At 72.6% G+C, this 11,891-nt stretch carries 11 protein-coding genes; 5 read left to right on the top strand and 6 right to left on the bottom strand.

Features of this window, described 5'->3' with window-relative positions; all coding sequences use genetic code 11:
* Window positions 1-38: 38 nt before the first annotated feature.
* From ACSBPG_RS16390 to ACSBPG_RS16380, 3 genes are all read right to left on the bottom strand, one after another.
* Window positions 39-935, bottom strand: coding sequence for a F0F1 ATP synthase subunit gamma (locus tag ACSBPG_RS16390; RefSeq protein WP_435538260.1), 897 nt, complete (start codon window positions 933-935; stop codon window positions 39-41).
* Window positions 936-1,011: 76 nt separating this feature from the next.
* Window positions 1,012-2,541 carry a F0F1 ATP synthase subunit alpha gene (atpA, locus tag ACSBPG_RS16385; RefSeq protein WP_435538259.1) on the bottom strand — a complete coding sequence of 510 codons (1,530 nt, stop codon included), beginning with the start codon at window positions 2,539-2,541 and terminating at the stop codon, window positions 1,012-1,014.
* On the bottom strand, window positions 2,541-3,110 hold the full coding sequence (locus ACSBPG_RS16380) for a F0F1 ATP synthase subunit delta (RefSeq protein ID WP_435538258.1): 570 nt from the start codon (window positions 3,108-3,110) through the stop codon (window positions 2,541-2,543). The genes atpA and ACSBPG_RS16380 overlap by 1 nt, the downstream gene beginning before the upstream one ends.
* 378 nt (window positions 3,111-3,488) lie before the next feature.
* Here ACSBPG_RS16380 and ACSBPG_RS16375 point away from each other — a divergent pair, with 378 nt between their 5' ends.
* On the top strand, window positions 3,489-3,812 hold the full coding sequence (locus tag ACSBPG_RS16375; RefSeq protein WP_435538257.1) for a hypothetical protein: 324 nt from the start codon (window positions 3,489-3,491) through the stop codon (window positions 3,810-3,812).
* 40 nt (window positions 3,813-3,852) lie between these two features.
* On the opposite strand, the gene ACSBPG_RS16370 is transcribed toward ACSBPG_RS16375, so the two are convergent.
* The gene (locus ACSBPG_RS16370; protein ID WP_435538256.1) at window positions 3,853-6,081 is read right to left on the bottom strand and encodes a primosomal protein N'; all 2,229 of its coding nucleotides are present in this window, start codon (window positions 6,079-6,081) and stop codon (window positions 3,853-3,855) included.
* Between the two features lie 102 nt (window positions 6,082-6,183).
* Here ACSBPG_RS16370 and fsa point away from each other — a divergent pair, with 102 nt between their 5' ends.
* From fsa to ACSBPG_RS16355, 3 genes are read left to right on the top strand one after another with little or no spacing between them, the layout of a single operon-like run.
* The gene (gene fsa, locus ACSBPG_RS16365) at window positions 6,184-6,840 is read left to right on the top strand and encodes a fructose-6-phosphate aldolase (protein WP_435538255.1); all 657 of its coding nucleotides are present in this window, start codon (window positions 6,184-6,186) and stop codon (window positions 6,838-6,840) included.
* A gap of 40 nt (window positions 6,841-6,880) precedes the next feature.
* Window positions 6,881-7,594: a DUF484 family protein gene (locus ACSBPG_RS16360; RefSeq protein ID WP_435538254.1), complete on the top strand. Its 714-nt coding sequence runs from the start codon at window positions 6,881-6,883 to the stop codon at window positions 7,592-7,594.
* On the top strand, window positions 7,591-8,547 hold the full coding sequence (locus tag ACSBPG_RS16355; RefSeq protein ID WP_435538253.1) for a tyrosine recombinase XerC: 957 nt from the start codon (window positions 7,591-7,593) through the stop codon (window positions 8,545-8,547). Before ACSBPG_RS16360 ends, ACSBPG_RS16355 begins: the two co-directional genes overlap by 4 nt.
* A 27-nt stretch (window positions 8,548-8,574) precedes the next feature.
* Here the strand turns inward: ACSBPG_RS16355 and ACSBPG_RS16350 are convergent, their stop codons facing one another.
* A complete protein-coding gene (locus tag ACSBPG_RS16350) occupies window positions 8,575-9,774 on the bottom strand; it encodes an MFS transporter (protein WP_435538252.1) in 1,200 nt (399 codons plus the stop codon).
* A 149-nt stretch (window positions 9,775-9,923) separates the two neighbouring features.
* On the opposite strand from ACSBPG_RS16350, the gene ACSBPG_RS16345 reads away from it, so the two are divergent.
* On the top strand, window positions 9,924-10,493 hold the full coding sequence (locus ACSBPG_RS16345; RefSeq protein WP_435538251.1) for a TetR/AcrR family transcriptional regulator: 570 nt from the start codon (window positions 9,924-9,926) through the stop codon (window positions 10,491-10,493).
* A gap of 75 nt (window positions 10,494-10,568) precedes the next feature.
* On the opposite strand, the gene ACSBPG_RS16340 is transcribed toward ACSBPG_RS16345, so the two are convergent.
* Window positions 10,569-11,780, bottom strand: coding sequence for an MFS transporter (locus ACSBPG_RS16340; protein WP_435538250.1), 1,212 nt, complete (start codon window positions 11,778-11,780; stop codon window positions 10,569-10,571).
* Window positions 11,781-11,891 lie beyond the last annotated feature (111 nt).

Here is an 11,891-nt window from a genome sequence, read left to right as displayed (position 1 = left end):
AAAATGTCAAACGAACCGGTCGGTCGGCCGTACGTACGTCAGAGCGCCTCGGCGCCGGAGATGATCTCGATCAGCTCCTTGGTGATGTACGCCTGGCGGGTGCGGTTGTAGGTCAGCGTCAGGCGGTTGATCATGTCGCCGGCGTTGCGGGTCGCGTTGTCCATCGCCGTCATCCGCGCGCCCTGCTCGCTGGCGGCGCTCTCCAGCAGGGCACGGTAGACCTGGATCGACAGGTTGCGCGGCAGCAGCTCGGCGAGGATCTGCTCCTCGTCCGGCTCGAACTCGTAGATGGCCTTGGCCTCGCCCGCGGCATCGGCGGCCGCGGCGCCCGGCTGGGCCTCGACGGCGAAGGGCACGAGCTGCTGCAGGGTGACGACCTGCGAGATCGCCGACTTGAACTTGTTGTAGACGACGGTGCAGACGTCGAACTCGCCGGCCTCGTACATCTCGTTGATCTTCTTGGCGATGCCGTCGGCGTCGGCGAACGACAGGCGGCGCCGGCCGACGTCCTCGTAGGTCTCGACGATCAGCGAGGCGTAGTCGCGGCGCAGCTGGTCGCGGCCCTTGCGGCCGACCGTCATCACCTTGACCGTCTTGCCCTCGGCCTGCAGGCGCTGGATGGTGCGCCGCGCCTCGCGGACGATGGAGCCGTTGAAGGCGCCGCACAGGCCGCGGTCGGAGGTGATGACGAGAAGGAGCTGCACCTGGTCGGAGCCGGTGCCCGTCATCATCTTCGGGCCGTTGCCGCCGCCCTGCACGTTGCCGGCGAGCGAGGCCAGCATGCGGCCCATGCGCTCGGCGAAGGGCCGGGCCGCCTCGGCCTGCTCCTGGGCGCGGCGCAGCTTGGAGGCGGCCACCATCTTCATGGCCGACGTGATCTTCTGCGTCGACTTGACGCTGGCGATCCGGTTCTTGAGGTCCTTGAGGCTAGGCATGCCGGCCCTTCATTTCCGCAGGAGGTCCATCACCCGACGGCCGGGGCGCGCGGCCCCGGGCGTCGGCGACTGCCGATCAGACGAACACCTTGGCGAAGCCGTCGAGGAAGGCCTTCAGGCGCTCCTCGGTCGCCGGGGTGATCTGCTTCTCGGTGCGGATGGTCGACAGGATGTCGGCGCCCTTGGCGCGGACCTCGTCGAGCAGCTTCTTCTCGAAGCGGGTGACGTCCTCGACGCGGACCTTGTCGAGGTAGCCCTTCACGCCGGCGAAGATGGCGACCACCTGCTCCTCGACCGGCAGCGGCTGGTACTGGCCCTGCTTCAGCAGCTCGGTCAGGCGGGCGCCGCGGGCCAGCAGGCGCTGGGTCGAGGCGTCGAGGTCCGAGGCGAACTGCGCGAAGGCGGCCATCTCGCGGTACTGGGCGAGCTCCAGCTTGATCGAGCCGGCGACCTGCTTCATCGCCTTGATCTGGGCGGCGGAGCCGACGCGGCTGACCGACAGGCCGACGTTGATGGCGGGGCGGATGCCCTTGTAGAACAGCGCCGTCTCGAGGAAGATCTGGCCGTCGGTGATCGAGATCACGTTGGTCGGGATGTAGGCCGAGACGTCGCCGGCCTGCGTCTCGATGACCGGCAGCGCGGTCAGCGAGCCGGCGCCGTTCTCGTCGTTCATCTTCGCCGCGCGCTCGAGCAGGCGCGAGTGCAGGTAGAACACGTCGCCGGGGTAGGCCTCGCGCCCCGGCGGGCGGCGCAGCAGCAGCGACATCTGGCGGTAGGCGACGGCTTGCTTGGACAGATCGTCGTAGACGATCAGGGCGTGCATGCCGTTGTCGCGGAAGTACTCGCCCATGGTGCAGCCGGTGTAGGGCGCCAGGAACTGCAGCGGGGCCGGCTCCGACGCCGTCGCGGCGACGACGATCGAGTACTCCATGGCGCCAGCGTCTTCCAGGGACTTGACGATCTGGGCGACGGTGGAGCGCTTCTGACCGACGGCGACGTAGATGCAGTAGAGCTTCTTGCTCTCGTCGTCGCCCTGGTTGATCGGCTTCTGGTTGATGAAGGTGTCGAGCACCACGGCGGTCTTGCCGGTCTGGCGGTCGCCGATGATCAGCTCGCGCTGGCCGCGACCCACGGGGACCAGGCTGTCGATGGCCTTCAGGCCGGTCTGCATCGGCTCGTGCACCGACTTGCGCGGGATGATGCCGGGGGCCTTCACCTCGACGCGCTTGCGCTCGACGTCGACCAGCGGCCCCTTGCCGTCGATCGGGTTGCCGAGGCCGTCGACCACGCGGCCCAGCAGGCCGCGGCCGACGGGGACGTCGACGATGGCGCCGGTGCGCTTGACGGTGTCGCCTTCCTTGATGCCGCGGTCGTCGCCGAAGATCACGACGCCGACGTTGTCGGTCTCGAGGTTCAGCGCCATGCCCTTCAGGCCACCGGGGAACTCGACCATCTCGCCGGCGCGCACGTTGTCGAGACCGTGGACGCGGGCCACGCCGTCACCGACCGAGAGAACCTGGCCGACCTCGGCAACGTCCGCCTCGGTCCCGAAATTCGCGATCTGCTGCTTGAGGATCGCAGAGATCTCTGCGGCGCGGATATCCATCAGACTGTTCCCCCTGAGGCCTTCATGGCGAGTTGCAACTTGTCGAGCTTCGTGCGCACCGAGGTGTCGACCATGCGCGACCCGAAGCGGACGATCATGCCGCCGATCAGCGCCGGATCGACCGTGACGTCCACCGCCACCTTGGCGCCGACGGTCTTGCGCAGCGCGTCGGTCACCGCCTGCACCTGGGCATCCGACAGGGGACGCGCGGCGGTCACCTGGGCGGTGGTCTCGCCGCGGCGGCGCGCCAGCTCGGCGAGGAAGGCGTCGATCATCGCGGACAGCGCGAACAGCCGGCGGCTCTTGGCCACCAGCCCGACGAAGCGCTTGGTCAGGTCCGACACGCCGGCGCGTTCCAGGACCGCCGCCATGGCACGGCCCTGGTCGGCGCGACTGATCACCGGGCTCTGGACGAGGCGGCGAAGGTCGGCGCTCTCGGCCAGGATCTGTTTCAGGTTGGTCAGATCGCTCGCAACCTGATCCAACGCCTTGCTTTCATCCGCCAGCTCGAACAGCGCCGTCGAGTAGCGGGCTGCGAGTTCGGATACGCCTGTGCCTTCGGATGCCACCTGGTCCCTCGACGTGAGTTCGGTAGACGGTGAATTTTCAGGACCTTAGGAAGCGGGTTACCCCGGCCGCGGCGGCCCCTGCCGCGAAAGCGAGCGGTCCAATATCACAGGATAAGCGGAGGCGCAACCGGCTCCGGACATTTTGCCTGCAGCCTTTCCCCAGCCTTTCCGAATTGCGCTGCCGGTGCAAGGCCTTCGGCTTTTCCTCCGGACGCCCGCGACGGTCGGTTCGGCAACCGGCGGGCGGTGCCCGCGGCCGCCGGCGGGCTGTAACTTCGGACGGCGAAGGGGGCGCGCTTAAGGGGGGATTAACCATTGCGGCGCAGGTTCGGGAGGCGTGCTTCTGCCGGCGCGCGCAACCCGGAATCCCGAGCGCCCATGACCGTCGTCGCCTTCACCTCCGCCCGCCTCACCCCGGCCGATCTCGCCGAGTTCGACCGGGTGGCCGACCCGAAGCTGCGCCAGGGGCACTGGGCCGGGGTGATCCGGGAATCGGGCCGCGACTTCGACCGGCTGCTGGTGCTGCTGCCGGGGGTCGAGCGGCCGGTGTTCCGGTTCGAGCGCGACCGCACGGGCGCCTACCACCTGCACTTCAACGACCGCTCCGGCTGGTACGGCATCGGCAGCGGCGCCACCGCCAGCGAGTGCCTGGCGATCTGGCGGCCGCGCCGGGTGCCGGACCGGGCGCTGCGGGTGGTGTGAGGAGCCGCGATTCGGCGCGGCCGCCCCGCAGGGCACGGCCCTACAGGAAACTATAAGGATCCACGTCGACCTGCACCCGCACGGCGTTGGGCACCTCGACCCGCTCCAGCCAGTCGGCGATGAGCGGCTGCACGGCGACGCCGCGCGGCGTCTTCAGCAGCAGCCGGCGGCGGTGGCGGCCGCGCAGCAGGGCGAGCGGCGCCGGCGCCGGCCCCAGCACGGCCACCGTGTCGCTGCGCGGCGCGGCGCGGCCGAGCGCCATGGCGGTGCGGTCGACGACGCTCTCGTCCTCGCCGGACACGATCAGCGCGGCCAGCCGGCCGAACGGCGGCATCGCCGCCTCCAGCCGCATCTCCGCCTCCAGCGCGTAGAAGCCGTCGCGGTCGCCGGCGGCCAGCGCCTGCATCACCGGATGCTCCGGCATGAAGGTCTGGAGGTAGACGGTGCCCGGCCGCTCGCCGCGCCCGGCGCGCCCCGCCACCTGGTGCAGCAGCTGGTAGGTGCGCTCGGCCGCCCGCAGGTCGCCGCCGGCCAGGCCGAGGTCGGCGTCGACCACGCCCACCAGGGTCAGCATCGGGAAATGGTGGCCCTTGGCCATCACCTGGGTGCCGATGACGATGTCCAGCTCGTGGGCGGCGATGCGGCCGATCATCTCCTGCACGGCGCGCGGCCCGAACAGCGTGTCGGAGGCCATGATGGCCGCCCGCGCCTCGGGGAAGAGGTGGGCCACCTCCTCGGCGATGCGCTCGACGCCGGGGCCGCAGGCGGCGAAGGAGCCGGCGTCGCCGCACTCCGGGCAGGTTTCCGGCAGCGGCTGCGACAGGCCGCAATGGTGGCACTGCAGCTTGCGCGCCAGCCGGTGCTCGACCAGCCAGGCCGTGCAGTTGGGGCAGCGCAGGCGGTGCCCGCAGGTGCGGCACAGGGTCAGCGGCGCGTAGCCCCGCCGGTTGAGGAAGAGCATGGCCTGCTCCCCCTCCGCCAGGGTGTCGGTCAGCGCCTGGCGCAGGGTCGGCGCCAGCCACTGGCGCGGCGGCGGGCGGTCGGCCCGCAGGTCGATCAGCTTCACCTCGGGCAGCACGGCGCCGCCGTGGCGGGCCGGCAGGACGATGCGGGCGTAGCGGCCGCTGTCGGCGTTGACCTTGGTCTCCAGGGCCGGCGTCGCCGAGACCAGCGCCACCGGGATCTGGCCGAGATGGGCCCGCGTCACCGCCATGTCGCGGGCGTGGTAGATGGCGCCGTCCTCCTGCTTGTAGGCGCTGTCGTGCTCCTCGTCGACGACGATCAGGCCGAGGTCGCGGTAGGGCAGGAACAGGGCGGAGCGCGCGCCCACCACCACCGGCACCTCGCCCAGCGCCACCGCCCGCCAGGTGTCGCGCCGCGCCGCGCCGGTGAGGTCGGAATGCCACTCCGCCGGCGGCGCCCCGAAGCGCCGGGCGAAGCGGTCGAGCCACTGCGCCGACAGGGCGATCTCCGGCAGCAGCACCAGCACCTGGCGTCCCGCCTGCAGGCAGGCGGCGATCGCCTCGTAATAGACCTCCGTCTTGCCCGACCCGGTGACCCCGTCCAGCAGCACGGCGGCGTAGCGGTGCGCCTCCACCGCCTGGCGCAGGACGGTGGCCGCCTCCGCCTGGGCCCCCGACAGGGCGGGGCCGGGGCGCTGCCAGTCGGGATGCCGCCGCGGTCCCGCCGGCGGCAGCAGCTCCGCCTCCAGCAGCCCGGCCTCGGCGAGGCCGCGCACCACGGTGACGCCGCAGCCGGCCTCCTGCGCCAGCTCCGCCGCCGGGCGCGGCGGCCCGTCCTCCAGCAGCGCCAGCACGCGGCGGCGCGGCTCGGTCATCTTGAAGGCGGCCGGCGGCTCGGCGGCGCCGCGGCGGTAGGCGACGAGCGGGCGCGGCGGCTCCAGGGCGGCCGGGACGCTCAGCGCCATCTTCAGCACCATGCCCGGCAGGGTCATGGTGTAGGCGGCGACCCACTCGACGAAGCGGCGCTCCACCTCGGGCATCGGCGGCAGGTCGAAGCGGCGGATCACCGTCTTCAGGCGGCCGGAGTCGACCGTCCCGCCGCCCTCCCCCCACACCACGCCGATCATCCGGCGGGGCCCCAGCGGCACCTCGACGTAGTCGCCGGCGGCCAGCTCGAGGCCCGGCGGCACCCGGTAATCGTAGGCCTCGCGCAGCGGCAGGGGCAGCAGCACCGCCACCCGCCGCACCGGGCCGGACGCGCCGCCGCCGGCGCCGGCCGGGGCGGAACTGGCAAGCCGCGCCGTCATACGCTAGACTGCGACCGGATGGCGGCCGGACCGCCGTCCCACAGGGCCGGGCCAGCCGGCCGACTGCGACGCACCGCACAGCATGGACATGGACTCGTCATCATGAAGTTCTTCGTCGACACCGCCGACATCGCGGAGATCCGCGACCTCGCCGACACCGGCCTGCTCGACGGTGTTACCACCAACCCCTCCCTGGTCGCCAAGTCCGGCCGCAAGTTCCTCGACCTCGTCGCCGAAATCTGCGAGGTCGTCAACGGCCCGGTCAGCGCCGAGGTGGCGGCCACCGATTTCGAGACCATGCTGGCGGAAGGCCGCCACATCTCCAAGATCTCGCAGCGCATCGCCGTCAAGGTGCCCCTGACCCCGGCCGGCCTCAAGGTCTGCAAGATCCTGACGAGCGAAGGCCACATGGTCAACGTCACCCTGTGCTTCTCGCCGGCGCAGGCGATCCTGGCGGCCAAGGCCGGCGCCACCTTCGTGTCGCCCTTCGTCGGCCGACTCGACGACGTCGGCCAGGACGGCATGGGGATCATCGCCGACATCTGCGAGATCTACCGCAACTACGACCGTTTCCGCACCGAGGTGCTGGTGGCCTCGATCCGCAACCCGATGCACATCGTCAAGGCGGCGCGTCTCGGCGCCCACGTGGTGACCGCGCCCCCGGCCGTGCTGAAGCAGCTGTTCAACCATCCGCTGACCGACAAGGGTCTCGCCCAGTTCGTCGAGGACTGGAAGAAGACCGGTCAGACGATCCTCTGATCGGCGCCTCTCGAACCCGCGCGAAAGGAGCGCGACGCCCATGGCCCCGGAGCCCGGAACCACCCGCAAGATGCCGGACACCCTCACCGCCGAGGACGTCAGCGCCTACCTGCGCGAGCATCCGGACTTCCTGGTCCAGCACGCCGACCTGGTCCACCACCTGACCCCGCCGTCGCTCGACCGCGGGCGCGGCGTGGTGGACCTGCAGGCGTTCATGGTGGACCGGCTGCGCGGCGAGGTGCGCCGCCTCAAGGACCAGCAGCGCGAGCTGGTGGTGACGACCCGCGCCAACCTGAACAGCCAGAACCGCATCCACGCCGCGGTGCTGTTCCTGCTGGACGCGCAGAGCCTGGAGCATCTGGTCCAGACCATCACCACCGACCTGGCGGTGCTGCTCGACCTCGACGTCGCCTGCCTGGTGGTCGAATCGAACGGGCAGGACCTGCCCCACGTCCACCGCAGCGGCGTGCGGGTGGTCGAGCCCGGCACGGTGGACCGCTGGCTGGGCGCCCGCGACGTGGCGCTGCACGCCGACGTCCGCGGCGCGGAGGAGATCTTCGGCCCGGCCGCCGGGCTGGTGCGCTCGCAGGCGCTGATCCGCCTGCAGGTGTCGCACGAGACGCCGGAAGGCATCCTCGCCTTCGGCTCGCGCGAGCCCGACATGTTCCACGACGGCCAGGCGACCGAGCTGGTCGGCTTCCTCGCCCGGGTGGTGGAGCGGGTGATCCGCTCCTGGCTCGACCTGCCGGCGTGACGGAGCCGGCCGCCGTCCTGGGATTCTCCGCCCGGCCCGACGTCCAGGAGGCGCTGGCCCAGTGGCGGCGCTGGCTGGAGAGCGAGAAGGGCGTGTCGCCGCACACGCTGGAGGCCTATCTCCACGACGTGGCCGAGTTCCTGTCCTTCCTGACGGGCTACCACGGCGCACCGCCGTCGCTGAACGCGCTGGGCGACCTCAAGGCCATGGACTTCCGGGCCTGGCTGGCGAAGCGGGCCGGCGACGGCCTGGGAGCCGCCAGCCGGGCACGCGAGATGGCGGCGGTGCGCAACCTGTTCCGCTGGCTCGACCGCTCCGGCCGGCTGCACAACCCGATCATCGGCATCCTCAAGACGCCGCGCGCCAAGCGGCCGATGCCGCGTCCCCTGAGCCCGCCCGACGCCGCCACCCTGCTCGACGCCGCCGGCGACGAGCCCGAGGCGCCGTGGGTCGGCGCGCGCGACCGGGCGCTGTTCACGGTGCTCTACGGCTGCGGCCTGCGCATCGCCGAGGCGCTGGCGCTGACCCGCGCCGCCGCCCCGCTGGGCGACACCCTGCGCGTCCTCGGCAAGGGCCGCAAGGAACGGATCGTCCCCGTCCTGCCGGCGGTCAACGCGGCGGTGCGCGCCTACCTGGAGGCGTGCCCGCACCGTCCCGGGCCCGACGGACCGCTGTTCGTCGGCGTGCGCGGCGGCCCCCTGAACCCGGCCGTCGCCCAGCGCCAGATGCAGCGCCTGCGCCGCCTGCTCGGCCTGCCCGACAGCGCCACCCCGCATGCGCTCCGCCACAGCTTCGCCACCCACCTGCTGGCCGGCGGCGGCGACCTGCGCGCCATCCAGGACCTGCTGGGCCACGCCTCGCTCTCCACCACCCAGCGCTACACCGACGTCGAGAACGAGCAGCTCTTCGCCGTCTACGCCAGCGCCCACCCGCGGGCGCGCACGGACGGCTGAGCGCCGCGGCGGTCTTTCCCCCGGCGCTCAGGCGGCCGGGCACGGCACGCGGGCGGGGGCGCGGCGCACCGCCACGGCGCCGACGACGACCAGCGCCAGCAGCAGCGCCCCGTAGGCGTCGGTGGCGGCGACCAGCCCCAGGCTGTGGGTCAGCGCCCCGAGCAGGATGGCCGGCACGCTGAAGGCCAGGTAGCTCTCGATGTAGAAGGCGGCGAGCAGGCCCGCCCGCTCGTCCGGCGAGGCCAGCGGCATGATGGTGCGCAGCGAGCCGAGGAAGCTGGCGCCGAACCCGGCGCCGGCGACCGCCGTGCCACCGATCAGGAAGACCGCCTCCCCGGCGTGCACCCCGGCGAGAAGGCTGGCGACGCCGAGCCCGAGGGCCACCGGCCCGCGGCCCAGGAGCGCCCGCGCCGGCGCCTGCCGGAACCACAGGATCGACGCGGCACCGCTCAGGGTCAGGGTCGACACCACGATGCCGCCGACGAGCGGCGAGGTGGACCCGGTCACCGTCCGCACCAGCGTGGGCACCAGGGACAGGAAGAACCCGCCGAGCCCCCACACCGCCACGTTGATCGGCGTGACCCGCAGCAGGGCGCCGCGCGCCTGCGCCGGCACCCGCACCACCGGGCGCAGCGAGGCCCAGGCGCCGGGACGCAGGGGCGCCGTCTCCGGCATCCGCCAGACCAGCGCCGCCTGGACCGCCATGGCCGCCAGCAGCAGCAGATAGACCAGCCGCGTCGGCGCCGGCCCGAACGCCACCAGCGCCGAGGTCCCGAGGATGCCCGCCGCCATGCCGAACAGCGGCGCCACGCTGTTGACCAGCGGCCCCCGCGTCGGGCTGGCGTCGACCAGGGCGGCGCCCAGGGCGGTGGTGGCGATGCCGTTGGCGAACCCCTGCACGACGCGCGCCGCCAGCAGGGTCGGCACCGCGTCGGCGGCGAGGAACAGCGCCAGCGCCACCGACTGCAGCGCCAGGGCGGCGACGATCAGCGGGCGCCGGCCGAGATGGTCGGACAGCGATCCCACCGTCAGCAGGGCCGCCAGCAGGCTGAAAGCGTAGACCGCGAACACCAGGGTCAGGACCACCGGCGAGAAGCCCCACTGCTGCTGGTAGAGCCCATAGAGCGGGGTCGGCGCCGCCGCCGCGGCCAGCAGGGTCGTCAAGGTCGCCGCCTGGACGATGGTCGCGCCCCGCCCGGGACCGGTGGATTCGATTGCCGTCGACATGGGTCGTCAGATCCCTTAAAGCAAACCTTGTGCGTTAGGGACATAGGGCACAGCGCCACTAAAAGCAAATTTTTTGCTTTAGCGGCACCGTGCCATCATGGGTGCCATGGTGCGTGCCGCCGTGCGCGGCGGCGGCGAGGAGGATGGGAATGGACGGACGGGAAGCGGTGTCGCGGCCCGGCGGCCGCAGTGCCCGCGTGCAGGCGGCGGTGCACGCCGCGGTGCAGGACCTGCTGGCCGAGATGGGCCGGGAGGCGCTGACGATCCCCATGGTCGCCGCGCGGGCCGGCGTGACGCCGTCGACGATCTACCGCCGCTGGGGCGATCTCCAGGACCTGCTGGGCGACGTCGCCGTGGAGCGGCTGCGGCCGGACGCGCCGCCGCCGGACCGCGGGAGCTACCGCGACGACCTCCTGGCCTGGCTGGAGCAGTACGCCGACGAGATGTCCTCGGCGCCGGGCCGGGCGATGATCCGCGACGTGCTCGCCAGCGCGCCCGAGGCGTCCCGCGCCTGCCGGTGCCTCGCGTTCACGCGCGACCAACTGCTGGTGATGGCCGAACGGGCCGCCCGCCGCGGCGAGGCGGCCCCCGACGCCGACGACGTCCTGGACGCCACGGTGGCGCCGGTGATGTTCCGCATCCTGTTCGGCAGCGACCCGGTGACGCCGGCCTACTGCCGGCACCTGGTCGACCGGCTGCTGTCGCCGGGGACCGTCTAGGCAAGTTCGCTTTTGGCCGATCCGGCCAAAGGCGTGAATCTTGCTCTAAACATTTGAATTTGGAGTGATCCCGCTCTAGCGCCGCCCCAGCACCCTGAGCGCCAGCGGCCCCAGCGCCACGACGACGCCGAGCGAGGCGAAGGCCAGCCCCCAGGCCGGCACCGCGCCGCGCCCGCCCGCCGCCTCCAGCACCAGGCCGAAGGCGATGGGGGCGACGAACGCCGCGCCGAAGCCGAACAGCGAATGCATGGCCATGGCCGCCCCCCGCCGCCCGGCCGAGGAGGCGCCGACCATGCCGACGGTCAGCGAGGCGCTGTCGGCGGTCACCGTCACCACATAGACCAGCGACAGCACGGCCAGCATCCAGAAGGGCAGCACCGCGGCGAAGCCGAGCAGCGCCGCCAGCACCGCCGAGGCCAGCATGATGACGGTGAGGAAGCGGTTGCGCCCCCAGCGCAGCGCCGCCTCGTTGCCGAGGATCGACGACGGCACGCCGAGCAGCAGCGCCGCGGTGACCAGGGCCGTCACCGTCCCCGGCACCTCGCCCGTTCCCGCGCCGGCGGCGAAGGCGAGGAAGGCGGCGATCCAGGAGCGGTAGCCGAACAGCTCCCAGCAATGGGCGGCATAGGCGAGGATGTAGCCCATGGCCGGCGGGTTGCGCAGCACCGGGCGGAAATCGAACAGGGCCGCCCCGCCCGTCCCCTGCTCGGGCGGCGGCGGGGTCGCCGGCACCAGGGCGAGCGCCAGCGCCAGGGCGCCGGCCACCGCCGCCGTGGAGAGCCAGAAGGCGAGCGGCCAGCCGCCGGCCTGCACCGCCGTGCCGGCGATCAGCGCCGACAGGGCGGCGCCCACCCCGTAGGTCGCGGTGTAGAAGGACATGCAGCGGGCCTGGCGCGGCCCGGCGATGTGGTCGGACAGGATGCGCAGCCCCGGCATGTAGGTGCCGGCCAGCCCGACCCCGCCCAGCGCCCGGAACAGCATCGCCGTCCAGAAGCCCTCGACGAACAGCGCGAAGCCGGCGCAGCTCGCCACCGTCAGGGCGGTGCACAGGACGTAGATGCGCCGGCTGTCGACGCGGTCGGTGAGCGCCAGCAGCACCGGCACCGCCAGCACGTAGCCGAGATGGGCGACGCCGGTCAGCCAGCCCGCCTCGGCGGTCGTCAGGCGCCATTCCTCGAGGAACACCGGCAGCAGGGTCGGCACCGTCATGGTGCCGGCCATGCCCAGCGCCTCGGCCAGGCAGAGGACGAGGGTCAGGGCGCCGGGGGAGAGGGAACGGTCAGGCACGGGCCTTGCGGATCCGGAGGGTGGCCGCGTCGGCCCCCCACCCGACCTCCCCCCGCGTCAGTGGGGGGAGGTCGGGTGGGGGGCCGGCGCGACAACGTCCCGCGGCCGGAC

The sequence above is a fragment of the Azospirillum sp. ST 5-10 genome (genome assembly GCF_051225715.1).
Lineage (GTDB): Bacteria > Pseudomonadota > Alphaproteobacteria > Azospirillales > Azospirillaceae > Azospirillum.
The sequence above is the reverse complement of the archived record's forward strand: the minus strand, read 5'-3'. Positions and strand labels throughout refer to the sequence as shown.